The 17303-nt window shown below is 30.3% G+C and carries 16 protein-coding genes; 6 read left to right on the top strand and 10 right to left on the bottom strand.

Going from position 1 to position 17303, the window contains the following annotated elements; translation table 11 throughout:
* On the bottom strand, positions 1-1623 hold the full coding sequence (locus AC2D6T_RS09305; protein ID WP_484681298.1) for a DUF1800 domain-containing protein: 1623 nt from the start codon (positions 1621-1623) through the stop codon (positions 1-3).
* A 133-nt stretch (positions 1624-1756) separates the two neighbouring features.
* Positions 1757-4375, bottom strand: a complete 2619-nt coding sequence (gene alaS / locus AC2D6T_RS09300) for an alanine--tRNA ligase (RefSeq protein ID WP_484681297.1) — start codon at positions 4373-4375, stop codon at positions 1757-1759.
* A 169-nt stretch (positions 4376-4544) separates the two neighbouring features.
* Here alaS and AC2D6T_RS09295 point away from each other — a divergent pair, with 169 nt between their 5' ends.
* From AC2D6T_RS09295 to AC2D6T_RS09275, 5 genes are all read left to right on the top strand, one after another.
* On the top strand, positions 4545-5513 hold the full coding sequence (locus AC2D6T_RS09295) for a M23 family metallopeptidase (protein ID WP_298947676.1): 969 nt from the start codon (positions 4545-4547) through the stop codon (positions 5511-5513).
* A gap of 58 nt (positions 5514-5571) precedes the next feature.
* Positions 5572-5901: a MerR family transcriptional regulator gene (locus AC2D6T_RS09290; protein WP_347186660.1), complete on the top strand. Its 330-nt coding sequence runs from the start codon at positions 5572-5574 to the stop codon at positions 5899-5901.
* 124 nt (positions 5902-6025) lie between these two features.
* Positions 6026-6628, top strand: coding sequence for a LemA family protein (locus AC2D6T_RS09285; protein WP_298947679.1), 603 nt, complete (start codon positions 6026-6028; stop codon positions 6626-6628).
* Positions 6629-7066: a TPM domain-containing protein gene (locus tag AC2D6T_RS09280; protein WP_484681296.1), complete on the top strand. Its 438-nt coding sequence runs from the start codon at positions 6629-6631 to the stop codon at positions 7064-7066.
* Complete coding sequence (locus AC2D6T_RS09275; RefSeq protein WP_484681295.1) at positions 7063-7905, top strand: TPM domain-containing protein; 843 nt, start codon at positions 7063-7065, stop codon at positions 7903-7905. The genes AC2D6T_RS09280 and AC2D6T_RS09275 overlap by 4 nt, the downstream gene beginning before the upstream one ends.
* Positions 7906-8072: 167 nt before the next feature.
* Here AC2D6T_RS09275 and AC2D6T_RS09270 read toward each other — a convergent pair whose 3' ends face one another.
* The 7 genes from AC2D6T_RS09270 to der all read right to left on the bottom strand — a co-directional run bounded on the left by AC2D6T_RS09270 (position 8073) and on the right by der (position 15354).
* Positions 8073-8669 (bottom strand): nucleotidyltransferase family protein, encoded by a 597-nt coding sequence (locus tag AC2D6T_RS09270; protein WP_438989773.1) that lies wholly within the window; start codon positions 8667-8669, stop codon positions 8073-8075.
* A gap of 3 nt (positions 8670-8672) precedes the next feature.
* The gene (locus tag AC2D6T_RS09265) at positions 8673-9689 is read right to left on the bottom strand and encodes an XdhC family protein (protein WP_484681294.1); all 1017 of its coding nucleotides are present in this window, start codon (positions 9687-9689) and stop codon (positions 8673-8675) included.
* 528 nt (positions 9690-10217) lie between these two features.
* Positions 10218-11162 carry an aldo/keto reductase gene (locus tag AC2D6T_RS09260; protein ID WP_484681293.1) on the bottom strand — a complete coding sequence of 315 codons (945 nt, stop codon included), beginning with the start codon at positions 11160-11162 and terminating at the stop codon, positions 10218-10220.
* A gap of 68 nt (positions 11163-11230) precedes the next feature.
* A complete protein-coding gene (locus AC2D6T_RS09255) occupies positions 11231-12784 on the bottom strand; it encodes a protein adenylyltransferase SelO (RefSeq protein WP_484681292.1) in 1554 nt (517 codons plus the stop codon).
* Between the two features lie 47 nt (positions 12785-12831).
* Positions 12832-13368 (bottom strand): peptide-methionine (S)-S-oxide reductase MsrA, encoded by a 537-nt coding sequence (msrA, locus tag AC2D6T_RS09250; RefSeq protein WP_484681291.1) that lies wholly within the window; start codon positions 13366-13368, stop codon positions 12832-12834.
* 34 nt (positions 13369-13402) lie between these two features.
* The gene (gene msrB / locus AC2D6T_RS09245; protein WP_484681290.1) at positions 13403-13852 is read right to left on the bottom strand and encodes a peptide-methionine (R)-S-oxide reductase MsrB; all 450 of its coding nucleotides are present in this window, start codon (positions 13850-13852) and stop codon (positions 13403-13405) included.
* Between the two features lie 191 nt (positions 13853-14043).
* Complete coding sequence (der, locus tag AC2D6T_RS09240) at positions 14044-15354, bottom strand: ribosome biogenesis GTPase Der (RefSeq protein WP_484681289.1); 1311 nt, start codon at positions 15352-15354, stop codon at positions 14044-14046.
* A gap of 78 nt (positions 15355-15432) precedes the next feature.
* Here der and AC2D6T_RS09235 point away from each other — a divergent pair, with 78 nt between their 5' ends.
* Positions 15433-15951 (top strand): GTP-binding protein, encoded by a 519-nt coding sequence (locus AC2D6T_RS09235; protein ID WP_484681288.1) that lies wholly within the window; start codon positions 15433-15435, stop codon positions 15949-15951.
* A 25-nt stretch (positions 15952-15976) separates the two neighbouring features.
* On the opposite strand, the gene era is transcribed toward AC2D6T_RS09235, so the two are convergent.
* Positions 15977-16861, bottom strand: coding sequence for a GTPase Era (era, locus tag AC2D6T_RS09230; RefSeq protein WP_484681287.1), 885 nt, complete (start codon positions 16859-16861; stop codon positions 15977-15979).
* Between the last annotated feature and the right edge of the window lie 442 nt (positions 16862-17303).

Here is a 17303-nt window from a genome sequence, read left to right as displayed (position 1 = left end):
TTACATTATTTGAAATTCAGACATTTGTACCATAGTTCCTATTAAATCTCTCAATTTTTTATCAACAGAAATACGCAGGGCTTCATTAGAGGTATCGCCTAAATAATTTGTATACTCTACAGTCCATTCAAAATCTGGTAAACCTGGTATTAAAATATCTTTTAATGCATTTAATTGATCATTAGAAATACTATAATTAAACAGCTGGTTTGCTAATTCTGAAATTAAAGTATTTGGGTTTTCGGCTCCAGTTATACCTGCTGTTATTTCTAAAACTGGAACTAACGGTGGTATTGTGTATTTTTTTTCATCGATAATAATTATACCTCCAACAACTAAAGATTTACAATATTCTAATCTTTTAGGTAGTAAATAACTATTTATCCAAGTTTTGTGAAATAATGGCTCTTGGTAATAAGCTTTCCAACCTGCTACATCTGGATGATGATAGATAGATTGTTCTAAATCTGTTGCCATTAAATACAATACATAAGCAAATTCATATTCTTCTTTTACAGAGGTTTTTGGGGCTATTAAACCTAAAGATTTTGTTGTAGAGAATATTAAATCTATAGGGCTTTTAATCATGCAAAAGGTACTTTCAAAAAAATGATCTGAACTAAATAAGATTTTTAAAGCTGGTGATACTTCATAATTATTTTCTTTAATAATTTTTGCTAAAGGAACAATTATATTAGTTTCAATTTCTTCGGTTATCTCAGTATTCACAAACCATTTGTATAATTGTCTTGTAATAAATTTAGAACATTCTTCTTGTTGAAAAATAATGTCTATAATATCTTTATATTCCTCGGCTCCGTTTTCTGTAATTATAGCGTTATTAAATCTGTGTGATAGTATTTTGTCTCCTTTTGTGTGTCTGCCATTTGTAAAATATGCCTTTAAAGGTGTTTCATGTCTAATCCATCTTGCTCTCCACCCAGTTAATACTTTTGCTATTTGTACTACATCTTGTTCTGTATAATTGGTATAATCTCCATTACCTAAGGCAGCACCTTTGCCAAGCGTAAATAGTTCTAGTAATTCTCTTGAGTAGTTTTCGTTTGGAGCTGTATTTGTGTTTTCATTACCACTTAAATAAATTAGCATATTGGGGTCTAAGGTAATTTGCTTGGTAATTTCTTTAAAGTTACCTAGTGCGTTTTTTCTTAGAATATCCATGTAAAAAAACTCTCTATGAGGATGCTGGTTTTCTGATACAAAATGATTGTGCCAAAATAAAGTCAGTTTTTCTTTAATGGAAATTCCGGCGTTTTGCATTTGTAAAAAGGACCAAGCATATTGCGATCTGTTTCTAGCTATAAAAACCCGATTTCTTTCTTGAGAAGTTGGTAAATCTGGATATAAAGGTGCATTTACCCATGTGTTTCCATAAGTAACATCTGGGTCGTTTACTTCTCCTCTTTCTATTCCATCAGGTTCGTATTTTAAGGGGAAATTTTCTGGAGATGATTCTTCAAATAACTTTTTTATGGTTTCTGTTAAACCTATTGTTGTAGCTTCTAATACTAAATCTTGTGTAACTCCAAAAGAAGTTCTTTTTAATAAATGCCTAGCTTCCTTATTTGTAAAATCACCAGAAAAAGTGTCTAAATATGCCATAAAATTGTAGTTTTTAAATTGATAAAAACTAACTTGATAAAATCAAATTTAACCTAATAAATTGAGATATCAAATCTTTATTTTATGATAATTAGATATTTAGTTAATTATTTTATTTGAACTTTACAAAGTATTATTTTAAATAATCTTTAGATCTTTCTAAAACTTTAGGAATCCCTCCTGGATTTCTGCCTCCAGCAGTTGCAAAAAAGTTTTGGCCACCACCACCACCATGTATTAATTTACCTAATTCTCTAACCACTTTACCAGCATCATACCCCCGTTTGTTGGCTAATTCTTTAGAAATATAACAGGTTAGCATAGCTTTTTCTTTGGTAGGTGCAGTTGCAAATAATAGAAATAAATTTTCGTATTCTTTGCCTAAACCAAAAGCTAAGTTTTTTATTCCGTTTGCATCTAAATCTACTTTCGTAGCTAAAAATTGCACACCATTAATTTCTTGTAACTGATTTTTAATTTCTCCAGACAAGTTTTGTGCTTTTTCTTTTAAAAGAAGCTCTATTTGCTTTTGTAAATCGGTATTTTCTTCTTGTAATTTTTTTACAGCCTTTACAGGTTCTTTGGGGTTGTTTAGTAACTCTTTAATTTCGAATAAGGTTCTGTTGTTTTCAGAATAAAAATCTTTAACAGCATCATTGGTAATTGCTTCAATTCTTCGTATACCAGAAGCAACAGCGCTTTCAGACTTTATTTTAAAGTGCCAAATATCACCTGTATTTTTTACGTGAGTACCACCACATAACTCTACAGATTTTCCAAATTTAATGGCTCTTACAGTATCTCCATATTTCTCTCCAAACAATGCAATTGCGCCCTCATTTAAAGCCTCTTGCATCGGAATGTTTCTTTTTTCAATCAACGGCAGTTTACCAACAATTCTTCTATTTACAAAATTCTCTACATCACGCAATTCTTCTAAGGTTAATTTAGAAAAATGAGAAAAATCAAATCGTAAATATTTAGAGTGTACAGCAGAACCTTTTTGTTCTACATGTGTGCCCAAAATTTCTCTTAAAGCTTGATGTAATAAATGGGTTGCTGTATGGTTACATTCTGTTCTATAACGTTGTTTATTATCTACAACAGCTTTAAAACTGTCATTTAAATTTTTAGGGAGGTTTTTTGTAAAGTGAATAATTACATTATTCTCTTTTTTGGTGTCTAAAATATAAAGCACATCACCTTGTGTAGTTTCTAAATACCCTTTGTCTCCAACCTGTCCGCCACCTTCTGGATAAAAAGGTGTAAGGTTAAATACTAATTGATACATTTCGCCATCTTTTTTAGAAGTAACCTTTCTGTATCTTGTTAATTTAACATTGGTTTCTAAGGTATCATAACCAATAAACTCTTCTTCTAAATCATCAATTAAAATAGTCCAATCTTCTGTAGAACTTTTACTTGCAGCTCTAGATCTATTTTTTTGTTTTTGCAGCTCTTCATTAAACCCTTTCTCGTTTAAAGTATATCCTTTTTCCGATAAAATTAAAGCTGTTAAATCTATTGGAAATCCAAAAGTATCATACAATTCAAACACTTTTTCTCCAGAAATTTCCTTAGTGGATGAAGATGCAATAATAGCATCTAATAAAATAAGACCTTTGTCTAAAGTTCTTAAAAAAGAGGTTTCTTCTTCTTTAATTACATTTTCTATCAGTTGCTTTTGTGCTTTTAATTCAGGAAAAGCATCTCCCATTTTTTTACTTAAAATGTCTACCAATCTGAAAATAAATGGTTCTTTTTTGTCTAAAAAGGTAAATCCGTAACGAATGGCACGTCTTAAAATTCTACGAATAACATAGCCAGCACCCGTGTTACTTGGCAGTTGCCCATCTGCAATAGAAAATGCAACAGCTCTAACATGGTCTGAAATTACACGAGTGGCAATATCTTGTTTTTCATTGATACCATATTTTGTGTTCGTAATGGTTTCAATTTCGCTAATTATAGGTTTAAAAACATCGGTATCGTAATTAGATTGTACGTTTTGTAAAACCATACACAAACGCTCAAAACCCATACCAGTATCTATGTGTTTGTTGGGTAGGTCTTCTAAAGTTCCGTTTGCTTTTCTGTTGAATTGCATAAAAACTAAATTCCAGATTTCTACCACCTGTGGATGATCTTCGTTAATTAAACTACGTCCGTCTATTTTTGCTTTTTCTTCTGCAGAACGAATGTCAACATGAATTTCTGAACAAGGTCCACAAGGTCCTTGTTCGCCCATCTCCCAAAAATTATCTTTTTTAGTTCCTTTTAAAATACGGTCTTCAGCAATGTATTGTTTCCAAATATCATAAGCTTCAGTATCCATTTCTAAAGCATCTTTATCATTAGAACCTTCAAAAACAGTTACATATAAAATGTCTTTGTCAATTTTATAAACTTCGGTTAACAATTCCCAAGCCCAAGCAATTGCTTCTTTTTTAAAATAATCTCCAAAAGACCAATTCCCCAACATTTCAAATAATGTATGGTGATAGGTGTCATAACCCACTTCTTCTAAATCGTTATGTTTCCCAGAAACACGTAAACATTTTTGTGAATCTGAAATTCTATTCTTTTTTGGAGTACCATTTCCTAAAAAATACTCTTTAAATGGAGCCATACCAGAATTTACAAAAAGTAAAGTAGGGTCGTTTTTAGTAACCATAGGTGCAGAAGGCACAATTAAATGATTTTTCTCTTTAAAAAAATTTAGAAAAGTAGCTCTTATATCTTGAGATTTCATAAAAAAGAAAGGTTTTCCCAAAAAAATGGGATGTTAATTTGTTAATATACTTTTAAAAAAACTACGCTAAAAAGGTAGTTGTAAAACATTTTGTAAATTTGTGAATTAATAAAAGCGAATATTTAAATTAAATTCGATTTTAAAAAGCAAAAATAGCACAATTACTATTATGGCAAAAGTAAAATATTATTACGATGCAGATACGCTTTCTTACAGAAAAATTGCGGTTAAGAAAAGCGATTATTATAAAAGAAGTATTTTTGGTTTCTTAGCTATTTTATTAATCGGCTTTATTGGTTTTATTGTTTTTAGTCAATTTATTATGTCTCCAAACGAAAGAGCATTAAAAAGAGAAAACGAAAACTTAAAGCTAAACTACGATTTGTTAGCTAAAAGAATGGAAGAAAGCTCTAATATTTTAGCACAACTACAAGAAAGAGATAACAATATTTATAGGTTGTATTTTGAGGCAAATCCAATACCAGACGAACAACGAAAAGCAGGTTTTGGAGGTGTAAATAGATATAAAAGCTTAGAGGGGTATGAAAACTCTAAAATGATAAAAGAGTTAACTAAAGATATAGATATATTATCAAAACAGTTGGTAGTGCAGTCTAAATCTTTAGATGAAATAGTTGCTTTGGCAAAAGAAAAAGAAAAAATGTTGGCTTCAATACCTGCTATTTTGCCTGTAAAATTAGAAGATTTAACAAGAATGGCTTCTGGTTATAAATGGAGAATGCACCCTATTTTAAAAATTAGAAAGTTTCACAAAGGAATGGATTTTACAGCTCCTTTAGGAACACCAATTTATGCTTCTGGAAATGGAAAAGTGATTCGATCTGGAAGAAGTGCTACTTATGGTAAAGTAGTCTATATAGACCATGGTTATGGCTATAAAACTATCTATGCCCACATGAGTAAAATTAAAGCTAGACGCTGGCAAAAAGTAAAACGTGGAGATTTAATTGGGTATGTGGGTAATACAGGTAGATCTGTTTCGGCACATTTACATTACGAGGTTCATAAAAATAATAGAACTCTAAACCCAATCAACTTTTATTATGGTGATTTAACACCAGAAGAATTTGCTGCTATGCAAAAAGCTGCTGAAGAAGAAGGGCAATCTTACGATTAATATATTTGAAAATCATTTATTTTATCAATTAAATATTGCTAAGTTTTAAAGACTAATAATGCACATAGACTTACCTGAAAAACGATATTACAAAATTGGCGAGGTTGCCAAAGCTTTTAATGTAAATACCTCTTTAATTCGTTTTTGGGAAAAAGAGTTTGACATTATTAAGCCCAAAAAAAATGCCAAAGGAAACAGACTTTTTACTGCAGAGGATATTAAAAATTTTAAGTTAATTTTTAATTTGGTAAAAGAAAGAGGTTTTACGCTTGATGGTGCAAAACAAAAATTAAAACAAAACCCTAATACTACCTTGCACAACCATGAATTAATAATAAAATTAGAGTTTGTAAAAGCAGAATTGGTTAAAATTAAAAATCAATTGTAACAGAAAAGCCAAATTGCTGTCTAATTAAAGTAGATTGCATAAAACACGGCTTTATACTGTCAAAAATAATAGGTAAATTTTTTACAGTCAAAAATAAAAATCAATTAAAATCAATATAAAAATTATGAAAAAATGGTTACCACTTATAATTATAGCGTTACTAGTATATGTAGCATATAGTTGGGTAAAAGGCTTTAATAACAAAGCTGTTGTGTTACAAGAAGATGCAAAAACAACTTGGTCTAATGTAGAAAGTGCTTACCAGCGAAGAAACGACTTAATAGGCAACTTGGTAAAAACCGTACAAGGTGCTGCAGATTTTGAAAAAGAAACCTTAACACAAGTCATAGAAGCAAGGTCTAAAGCAACTTCTACAACAATAAATACAGGAGATTTATCACCAGAGAAAATGGCGCAATTTCAACAAGTTCAAGCGGGTTTAAGTGGTGCATTATCTAAATTATTATTAGTGGTAGAGCGTTATCCCGACTTAAAAGCCAATAAAAACTTTTTAGAATTACAGAGTCAATTAGAAGGTACAGAAAATAGAATTAATGTTGCAAGAGACCGTTTTAATGAAGGTGTAAATATGTACAACAAACACATAAAAGTTTTTCCAGGCTCTTTGCTAGCGGGTATTTTAAATTTTGATGAAATGGCTCGTTACAAATCAAATCCAGGTTCAGAAAATGCACCAGATGTAAACTTTGATTTTAATAAAAAATAAATGTCTATAGTAAAAGAATTTCTTACTCCCACAGAAGAACAAGAAATTATTTCTGCAATTAGAACTGCAGAAAAAAATACTTCTGGCGAAATACGTGTACACATAGAAGCCACTTCAAAAAAGGAACACTTTGAACGTGCTTTAGAAGTATTTCATCTCTTAAAAATGGACAATACTAAAGATTCTAATGCAGTATTATTATATGTTGCTGTAAACGATAAAAAGTTTGTTATTTATGGTGATAAGGGTATTAACGATGTGGTGCCAAAAGATTTTTGGGATTCCACAAAAGATAGTATTCAAAGCCAGTTTAAACAAGGTAATTTTAAACAAGGTATGGTAGATGGTATTTTAAAAGCAGGAGAAGAATTACAATCTCATTTTCCCTATCAAACAGATGATGTAGACGAACTTTCTAATGAAATTTCTAAAGGATGATATTCAGTAAGCAGTTTTCAGTAAGCAGTTTTCAGTTGGTATTTTTGAGTAAAAGTTCGTTATTTTTCTTTGCGCTGTTTTTTTCTTTAAATACCTTTTCTCAAGGATTTAATATTCCAGAAAAACCAAAATTTCAAACCAGTGTTTACGACTATGTAAACTTACTTTCAGCTTCACAAAAAAAATCTTTAGAAGATAAGTTGGTAAGATATTCAGATACAACAACAACACAAATTGTAGTTGCAATTATACCATCTACACAAGGTGAAAACATTGCGTACTTAGCTGCAAATTGGGGCGAAAAATGGGGAATTGGGCAAGCAAAAGAAGATAATGGTGTTTTAATGTTGTTGGCAAAAAATGACAAAAAAATAACTATTAGCACAGGAAAAGGTGTAGAGTATTTACTCACCGATTTTCAATCGAAAAGAATTATAGACAGAGTTATTATTCCTGAATTTAAAAAAGGGGATTTTTATGCAGGTTTAGATAAAGGAGCAGATTATATCTTTAGAACTTTAAATGGCGAATTTAAAGGAATAAGAAAGCAAAAATCAAAAGATTTTGATCCAGGTATTATGCTCTTTATCATCATTATAATTATTTTTTTCATCTTAGTTTCTAGAGGGAACAAAAACAATAAAGGAGGGGGAAAACACTATAGAAGAGGCTCTTTGGCAGATACTATTTTTAGTGCCATTATTTTAAGTAATGCAGGTAGAGGTAGTGGAGGATTTGGTAGTTCTTCTGGCGGAGGTTTTGGTGGTTCTTCTGGTGGTTTTGGTGGTGGTTTTGGTGGAGGTAGTTTTGGCGGAGGTGGAGCCTCTGGAGGTTGGTAAATCTCCGAAAAAAAATATTTTCTACTATTTACTTTTAGATTTTTCTTCTTCAAAATAAAATAGTAATATGCTTTCATATTTTATGATGCATTTACATAGACGGCTATAAAAAGACTTAAAAATTATAAATAGAGTCTTTTCATTAATTTCATATGAAACAGTAATAACTAATTTAAAATAGAGTTTTTAAAGTTTTGTAGGTCTTTTTCTGTATCTATATCTATAAAATTGGTTTGTTTTGGCATTACGAAAACATTTATGTTTTTGTTTAAAATCTCTTTAGCACCAAAATCTCCTTGTAATGACTTTAATTGTAAAAAATAATGATTTGGAAAAATTGCTGGTACCCCTATTTTGTTCTTGTAGTTAGAGGCAATAATTTTTGATTTATCTTTAGAAAAAAGATGTATCATATCTTTTAAATATTCTTTTTCGACTGCAGGCATGTCTCCTAATAAAATTAAAACGCCATCATATTTATTGGGTTTTAAATGTATAGCATTAATGCCAGAAACAATACTAGCACTTAAACCTGTATCAAAATTATTGTTGTAAATAAAATGTATGTTTGATGATGAAATTTCTCTTCTAATAGTAGTCGCATTTGCACCCAAAACACAATATACATGGTTTTTATTGATTGCTTTTGCTTTGGATAAAACAGTTTCCAATAAAAAATTATTACCAATTTTTACCAGTTGTTTTGGCGTTTTCATCCTCGTAGATTTACCAGCAGCCAACACTAAAATTGCGATGTTTTTCATCAATTAACTATGTATTTTTCCATTTAATTCTCTTAAAGAATGAGGCTCTTTTTTTCTAATGATTGCTAAAATTTCTGCCACAATTGATACTGCAATTTCCTCTGCTGTTTTAGCACCAATTTGCAAACCAGCAGGTGTGTAAATACAATTTAAAAACGCAGTTGTAGTTTCTGGTGCGTATTCAAAAAGTTCATTAAATAACTTTTCTCTTCTTTTTGGAGCCCCTAAAATACCAATATAAATAGGTGTTTCGTTTACCAATTTTATTAGGTATTTTAAATCTTGTACATAACTATGATTCATAATAACAATGGCAGTATTGTTATCAATCTTAGAAAGTTGTATTATTTCTGGTGTTGAATTTACCAAACTACTTGCTCCAGGAAAATTAGTAATATCTTTACTGTCTTTGGCAGCAGTAATTATTTCTATTTGCCAACCTAAATTAGAAGCTATTTTACACAATTTTACAGCATCATGTTCGCCACCAATAATTAGCAATTTAAATAAAGGTTGCAAGGTTTGCTTAAAAATAAGGCTGTTTTTTTTTGATTGTATTTTGTGAGTAGTAAAAGTAAATTCTAACTTATTTTTAAAAGAGATAATGGTGCCAAAAGCACCAAATGCCTCATCTTCTTTTTTGTAAAAACAGGTAATATTTACTTCTTCTCTTTTTGCTAAAGCTGCCGTAAATTCATTTACAAAATCAGTAGAAATTTCAAAAGGTTCTATTAAAATATATAAAATACCCTCACAACCTAATCTGTATCTGCCATCATAAGTTATTATTTTGGCTTTGTTATCTTTAAAAACAGTTTGTGCTCTTCTAACAATTTCTTTTTCTACACAGCCACCACTTACGGCTCCTGTAAACGTGTTATTCTCAGAAATTAACATTCTAACACCAGGTTTTCTGTAAGAAGAACCTTCTAAATCTACAACTGTAACTAAAACATTTTTAATGCCTTTTTGTTGATTTATAAGTGCTGTGTTGATTATTTCTTTAAACTCATGCAACATAAAATAAACTTTCTTATAATTTATTACTAAGATAAAACATTAAATGGAATCTGCTTATTTTACTCGTTTAGAAAAATTATTTTTTAAAAAGTTTATTTTTGGGTGGATGTATTTTTTTACAAAAGGGTTTTTATGGATTGGTTTTGTAATAAATTTGAAACTTTAAAGAGGATGGTTTAAATTGATGAAAAGGTAATAGTTACGTGATAATTTTATTAGAAAATGTTGATTGTAAATCAATAAGAATTTGTTCACATACTTCTTTTTGAGTTCAATAAAAATAATAAATCGCAGAGCGATATTTATTTCTCATAGAATGATTTTTGGTGCTTTTATGGGTATGTAAATGTATTTCTATTAATGTTTTAAGATCGATTTTCTGGGTAAATTTTATAACTACAGCTTCAGAAAAACTATTGTGTTCGTCTTTAGAAGCTACTCAGCCTTGGTTTACTTTTTTTACACCAATTAACGATTGAAAAACAGCTTCAGTACACTAATGACAAACACCACCAAAAGCAATTTTTGTTAGTTCCATGATAAGTTTTTGCGCTCTTTCCAATAAAATTCTGGAGAAACTTTACAAGATTTTAGTTTTTGAATTTCAGAATTTGAAAGTGAAATTTTTTTCGATAATAGATTTTGTTGTAATTGTACTTTAGAACTAGCACCACTTAAAACGATAGCGTTAGGAATGCTTTGCAAGCAGAATTGTAAAGAAATAGCATCAACACCAACTTTGTATTTTTTAGCTAAATTTTCTAAGATGGTGTAGGTGTTTTTATAATGATTGTATTTTTTATTTTTAAAAATTCTACCATTTGCTAAAGCTTCTTTAATAACAATTTTCTTGTTTAGTACTTTAAGTTCATCAGTAATTTTTAACAAACTTTGGTCTAAAAAATTATAGGTAACTTGATAAACATCAAATAAAAAATCTCCATTTACTTTAATAGTTAACGCTTTTTTAATTACTTCTACTTGATTTGTGCCAGTGGTAGATAACCCAATTTTTAGCTGATGATTTACTTTTAATTTGTGTAAAAACTCAAGCACTTCTGTGTTTTCTAACACACCAGTTTCTAGGGTTGCAGAATGTATTTGATACACTTTTAAATAGGGTAGTAGCTGTTTAGAAATGCTCCATTGCTCTTTTAATTTGGCAATACTGTGTTCTTTTACTTCGTGTACAGTTGCCTTTGCATCAAAATTTGCAGTATAAGTATAGCCCCATTTTGTAGCAATTTCTATAGTATTATCTTTTTTAGATTGCAACCATTCTAAAACTAATTCTTCTGCCAAACCATAACCAGGAGCAGTATCAAAATATCTGATACCTAATTGATAAGCGTCTTCTAAAACCTGAAAACTCTGTTTTCTAAAGGCTTTTAAATTAGAATTATCACATTCTTCTGTACGAACATTAATATACTGTGGTCTTCCCAAAGCTGCTGTTCCTAGGGCTAAATTCATTTTTATTTATGTTTTATAGACCTCACAGGTTTTTTAAACCTGTGAGGTCTTTTTAAATTCTAAACTTTTTACGAGCTACAAGACAACATAGAACAACCCACTTTATTTCTAGCCCATTCAGGTCTTTTAGTAAACCATTTTTTATATTTTGGTTGCTCTGAATAAGGCTTTTTTAAAAGTTGAAACAATTCGTTTATCAAAGAATAATCTCCATTATCTGCTGCATCAATAGCCAATTGAGCCATGTAATTTCGCAATACATATTTTGGGTTTACAGCATCCATTTTTTCTTTTCTTTGTAGCTGATTTAAAGATTCTTTTTGAAGTCTATCATCATAGTTTTGAAACCATTTTTCCCACTTTTCTTTTATGTCTTTAGAAACTTCTGCAGTAGTATAAAAAGCATTTTCTAAAATTTCAAAGAAATTGGTTCCTTCAAAATCACTTAAGTTTCTAAAGAAAATGGTCATGTCTGTTTCTGTCAACTGCAAGCAATCTTCTAAATCTTGTATTAGCTTTAGATCTTCTTTATCATTCATGTATAAACCTAATTTAGATTTCATCATTTGTAAAGACTTGGTTTCAAAATCAATTTTATATTGATTTAAAATTGCTTCCAAAGGTGCTACTTCTTCAATTAATGGGTACAAAGCATTTGCCAATTGGTACAAATTCCATAAGCCAATATTTGGCTGGTTGCCATACCTATAACGTCTATTTTGTCTGTCTGTAGTATTGGGTGTCCAGCTATAATCGAAATCTTCTAACCAACCATAGGGTCCGTAATCTATGGTTAATCCTAAGATAGACATGTTATCTGTATTCATAACTCCATGCACAAAACCCACTCTTTGCCAATGGATAATTAGATCTAAAGTACGTGCTACAACTTCTTTAAAAAAGTTGATATAGGTTTCTTTAGACGGTTTTCCTAAATGCGAAAAATGATGGTTGATGGTATAATCTGCTAAAACTTTTAAGTTTTTATGGTCATTTCTAGCTGCAAAAATTTCGAAACTTCCAAATCGTAAAAATGAAGGGGCAATTCTAGATATTATTGCGCCTTTTTCATAAGCAGGATTTCCATCATATAAGACATCGCGTAAAACATCGTCTCCAGATACACTTAAAGACAAAGCTCTTGTTGTTGGAATGCCTAAGTGAAACATGGCTTCACTGCATAAATATTCTCTAATAGAAGAACGTAATACTGCCAAGCCATCTGCAGTTCTAGAATATGGGGTTTCTCCAGCCCCTTTTAATTGTACTTTCCAATTTTTTTGTTGATGCTCAACTTCAAATAAATTAATAGCTCTACCATCACCTAATTGTCCTGCCCAATTGCCAAATTGATGCCCAGCATAACACATGGCATAAGGTTTTGTGTTGGGATAAACTTGGTTTCCAGTAAATACATTTTTAAACAATTCTGATTGTGTTTCTTTTTCAGAAATACCTAATTGGTTTGCCATTTCTTGAGAAACATGTAAAACTTTTGGGTTTTTAGTTTGTTTCGGATTTACAAAAGAATACGCCGCATTTTCTACTTGACGTCTTGTATTTTCTAGATTACTATCTGCAGGTAAATTGTTTATAAAAGTATTTTTTATGGCTAACTTCATTTTTCTTTCTTCTTTTAAAACGTTTATTTGGCAACTTACTTAATCTTTTATTTTAATTTATCTGCATGCAGTTTTCTTAAGGTTGCCAATTTGGGTGCTATTACAAAACTACAATACCCTTGTTGTGTGTTTTCTTTGTAATAATTTTGATGTTCAGATTCAGCCTCATAAAAAATAGGTAACGCACTTATTTCTGTTACAATTTTAGCATCAAAATAACCTTGTAGCTGTTTTAAAACTTCTTCTGCAATTACTTTTTGTGTTTCTGTATGATAAAAAATTACAGATCTATATTGTGTGCCTTTGTCTGCACCTTGTTGATTTAAGGTTGTTGGGTTGTGTGTTGTCATAAAAATAACTAAAATATCTTCAAAAGAGATGCTATTTGCATCAAAAGTAATTTGTATTACTTCTGCATGACCTGTTAAACCAGAGCAAATTTCTCTATAAGTTGGTTTGCCCGGAACATTACCACCTGCATAACCAGAAACCACTTTTACGACACCTTTTACTTCTTGAAATATAGCTTCTGTACACCAAAAACAACCACCACCTAAAGTGGCAATTTGTATATTTTTACTCATTTTTTTCTTTCTTATTTAAAAAAGTAGGAGAAACTTAATCGTTTTTATCTAAAACCATAGATTCTGAATTGATACAATAACGCAAGCCACTTGGTTCTGGTCCATCTGGAAAAATGTGTCCTAAATGAGCATCGCAAGTATTGCATAAAACTTCTACTCTTACCATGCCAAAAGAAACATCTTTATGATATTTAATCGCATTTTCTTTAATGGGTTGTGTAAAACTGGGCCATCCAGAGTTAGAGTCGAATTTTATCGTAGAATCAAATAATGGGGTGTTGCAGCAAACGCAATTGTATTTGCCTTCGTCATAAATAGAACAAAGTGCTCCAGAATGTGGTCTTTCTGTACCTTTTTTTCTGGTAATTCTATATTGTTTTACTGTTAAAAATTCTTTCCATTCCTCTTCAGATTTTTCTACTCTTCTATCAGGAGTTGGGTTTCCTTTTGTAGTAAAATTGATAATGTTTTTCCAAGTTAGCATGTTTAAATTTTTTCTTTTTTTATTTGATGAAAAAAGGTTTAAAAAAAACACTTTTTTGGCACATTGAAAGTGTTATATAAATTTATGACAAAATTCAAAATAAAAGAAACTATTATTATTTGTTTATTTTGAAAAAATACTAAGGGCTAGATTACAAGTTTTATAGACAAGGCGGTAAAACTGATTGGGAATTACTTTTGTCTAAAATAAATGGTAATTGGTACACCAGAAAAGTCGTAAATTTCTCGTAATTTATTTTCTATAAAACGTTTGTAAGGGTCTCTAACATACTGAGGTAAATTACAAAAAAATGCAAATTGAGGTGTTTGTGTTGGCAATTGCATGCAATATTTAATTTTCACAAATTTTCCTTTAGTTGCTGGTGGTGGGTAACTTTTTATCACATCTAACATTACGTCATTCAACTTACTGGTAGGTATTTTGTTTTTTCTTTTATCAAAAACTTCTACAGCAGTTTCTATGGCTTTAAAAATTCTTTGTTTTGTTAAGGCAGAAATAAATACAATAGGCACATCTGTAAACGGTTCTATTTGTTTTCTAACCATGGCTTCAAAATCGCGCATGGTATTGGTTTCTTTTTCAACTAAATCCCATTTATTTATAAGGATTACAACCCCTTTTCTATTTTTTTCTGCGAGCCAAAAAATGTTTTGGTCTTGCCCTTCAAAACCACGAGTGGCATCTACTACCAGCACAATAACATCAGAGTATTCTATAGAACGTACTGCCCGCATTACAGAGTAAAACTCTAAGTCTTCTTTTACTTTAGATTTTTTTCGGATGCCAGCTGTGTCTACCAAATTAAAATCGAAACCAAATCTATTGTATTTAGTATCAATAGAATCTCTTGTGGTACCAGCAATGTTGGTTACAATGTTTCTATCTTCTCCAATTAAAGCATTTATAAAAGAAGATTTTCCTGCATTTGGTCTTCCAACAACAGCAAATCTTGGCAACTCTTCTTTTTCTAAGTCTACTTCTTCTGGTGCTGGCATTTTTGCTGCTATAGCGTCTAATAAGTCTCCAGTTCCACTTCCGTTTATAGAGGATATTGTATGATAATCGCCCAAACCTAAGTTGTAAAATTCTACAGCATCCGCATCACGCATTGCGTTATCTACCTTATTAACTGTTAAAAAAATAGGTTTTTTAACTTTTCTAAGCAGTTTTGCAACTTCTGCATCCATAGGTGTAATTCCTTCTTCAACATCTACCACAAAAACAATACTATCTGCTTCATCGATAGCTAAAGCAACTTGTTTTCTAATTTCTTCTTCAAAAATATCATCAGAACCAATAGCATAACCACCCGTATCTATAACAGAAAACTCTTTTCCATTCCAATCAGATTTTCCATAATGCCTATCTCTTGTAACTCCACTAACAGAGTCTACAATGGCTTCTCTACGCTGCACAAGTCTATTAAAAAGTGTCGACTTTCCTACATTCGGTCTTCCTACAATGGCAACAATACTGTTCATGTTATTCATATTTTTTGCAAAGATACAATTTACTGTATGATAATTTATTGTAAATTTAGACTTATAAAATGCTTTTTTATGAGTTCAAAAAAGAATCTTTTAATAGAAAAAAGAAATAGCGAGCTTTTTTTAAGACCTCGATTTTCTATTGATTTAGATGAAAGTTATACAGCTGTTTTAGAACGGTTTTCTAACGAATTTAAAAAAGAAGAAACTGTCTTTAGAGGTAATATTGTTGATGGGCATATTTTTATTTCTGTACCCAAAAAAGACGAACATTTTTGGTCGCCACAACTTCATTTAGAAGCTGTAGAGGTTTCAGCAAATGCTTGCAAACTAAAAGGCCTTTTTGGGCCTACACCCCAAGTTTGGACGCTTTTTATGTTTGTTCACTTTGTGGTAGGCATTTCTTTTTTAGGCTTTTGTGTATTGTTATACACCAAATTATCTTTAAAAGAATCTGTAGTTTTACCTGTAATAATGCTTGTAATTTTACCTTTATTGTGGCTTTTGCTATATTTTTTAGGAAAAGTTGGAAAAGACACAGGTAAAAGTCAAATGAAAAAATTACACGATTTTATGATTAAGAATATTTAGCTTTCTACTTAAAATCGAGCAACAATTATTTTTGATTGTACCCAAATCTCTTTAATTGATTTTTATCGCTTCGCCAATTTTTATTCACTTTTACAAAAAGCTCAATAAACACTTTTTTCTGAAAAAAGCGTTCTAAATCTTTTCTAGCTTCTGCACCCACACGTTTAATGGCAGTTCCTTTATGGCCTATGATAATTCCTTTTTGAGTATCTCTTTCTACCATAATTACAGAACGTATTTTAACAATATTTTCTTCTTCTATAAAACTTTCTGTTTCTACTTCTACAGAATAAGGAATTTCTTTTTTGTAGTGCATTAGAATTTTTTCTCTAATTTTTTCGTTTACAAAAAAACGTTCTGGTTTGTCTGTTAATTGGTCTTTTGGGTAAAAAGGAGGTGCTTCTGGCAATAACTCTTTTATTTTATCAAAAACGGCAGTTACATTAAAACCCTCTAGAGCAGAAATTACAAAAACAGCTGCATTAGGTACTTTGTTTTTCCAATATTCTATTTTATCTTCAACTTCATCTTGTGAGGATTTGTCAATTTTATTAAGTAATAAAATTACCGGAATCTCACTATGAATAATTCTATTAAAAAAAGCCTCGTTTTTTAGTTCTTTTTCACCAACCTCTACCATATAAATTAAAATATCGGCATCTTCAAAGGCAGATTTTACAAAATCCATCATAGAAGATTGTAATTCATAGGCAGGTTTTATAATTCCTGGTGTATCAGAAAATATAATTTGATGATTTTCATCATTTACAATTCCTAAAATTCTGTGTCTTGTAGTTTGTGCTTTGGGGGTAATTATCGAGAGCTTTTCGCCTACCAAAGCATTCATTAAGGTAGACTTACCCACATTAGGATTTCCAATAATATTTACAAAACCAGCTTTATGTATCATTTTGCAAAGGTAAATACTTTTTGTAGTTGATAAGAATTAAGTGTGTAAAAATAAAACAAATAAAGTTTAGATTATTGCGTGTATAATGTGTATTAATACGCTAATTTTTAATACTTTATTGATTTGTAAATATATTTTACATTATTTAAAACACTCATAATTAAACAATTAAACGTTGTTAACTTCTATTTTTTATGTTTCAATAAAATTGTATTGATATAATGGTTTTATCTAAATGTAGGTTGATGAAAATTGGCTCTCATTCTTTAAAGTAATGCTTGTATTTTGGTTGATGTTTTTTTAAAAAAAAATACCATAACCCGTTGTGCATTATGATTTAAGATAAAAAAGTTGCTCATATTACTGAAAATCAGTAAATTGATTTAACCACAAATCATTAAATATGAACAACTTAAATGCAAATTACGAAAGAATTTTGGAA

Source organism: Polaribacter sp. YIW18, from assembly GCF_057219325.1.
Note: the sequence above shows the minus strand (reverse complement) of the source record. Positions and strands in the feature narration are given on the sequence as shown.

Coding starts and splice junctions, on each gene's coding strand:
- AC2D6T_RS09270 (WP_438989773.1), bottom strand. CDS start 8,669: ATGAAAAACATCGCAATTTTAGTGTTGGCTGCTGGTAAATCTACGAGG.
- msrB (WP_484681290.1), bottom strand. CDS start 13,852: ATGCTAACTTGGAAAAACATTATCAATTTTACTACAAAAGGAAACCCA.
- AC2D6T_RS09260 (WP_484681293.1), bottom strand. CDS start 11,162: ATGAATTTAGCCCTAGGAACAGCAGCTTTGGGAAGACCACAGTATATT.
- AC2D6T_RS09275 (WP_484681295.1), top strand. CDS start 7,063: ATGATATTCAGTAAGCAGTTTTCAGTAAGCAGTTTTCAGTTGGTATTT.
- AC2D6T_RS09295 (WP_298947676.1), top strand. CDS start 4,545: ATGGCAAAAGTAAAATATTATTACGATGCAGATACGCTTTCTTACAGA.
- era (WP_484681287.1), bottom strand. CDS start 16,861: ATGATACATAAAGCTGGTTTTGTAAATATTATTGGAAATCCTAATGTG.
- AC2D6T_RS09305 (WP_484681298.1), bottom strand. CDS start 1,623: ATGGCATATTTAGACACTTTTTCTGGTGATTTTACAAATAAGGAAGCT.
- der (WP_484681289.1), bottom strand. CDS start 15,354: ATGAACAGTATTGTTGCCATTGTAGGAAGACCGAATGTAGGAAAGTCG.
- AC2D6T_RS09255 (WP_484681292.1), bottom strand. CDS start 12,784: ATGAAGTTAGCCATAAAAAATACTTTTATAAACAATTTACCTGCAGAT.
- AC2D6T_RS09235 (WP_484681288.1), top strand. CDS start 15,433: ATGAGTTCAAAAAAGAATCTTTTAATAGAAAAAAGAAATAGCGAGCTT.
- AC2D6T_RS09265 (WP_484681294.1), bottom strand. CDS start 9,689: ATGTTGCATGAGTTTAAAGAAATAATCAACACAGCACTTATAAATCAA.
- AC2D6T_RS09290 (WP_347186660.1), top strand. CDS start 5,572: ATGCACATAGACTTACCTGAAAAACGATATTACAAAATTGGCGAGGTT.
- AC2D6T_RS09280 (WP_484681296.1), top strand. CDS start 6,629: ATGTCTATAGTAAAAGAATTTCTTACTCCCACAGAAGAACAAGAAATT.
- msrA (WP_484681291.1), bottom strand. CDS start 13,368: ATGAGTAAAAATATACAAATTGCCACTTTAGGTGGTGGTTGTTTTTGG.
- alaS (WP_484681297.1), bottom strand. CDS start 4,375: ATGAAATCTCAAGATATAAGAGCTACTTTTCTAAATTTTTTTAAAGAG.
- AC2D6T_RS09285 (WP_298947679.1), top strand. CDS start 6,026: ATGAAAAAATGGTTACCACTTATAATTATAGCGTTACTAGTATATGTA.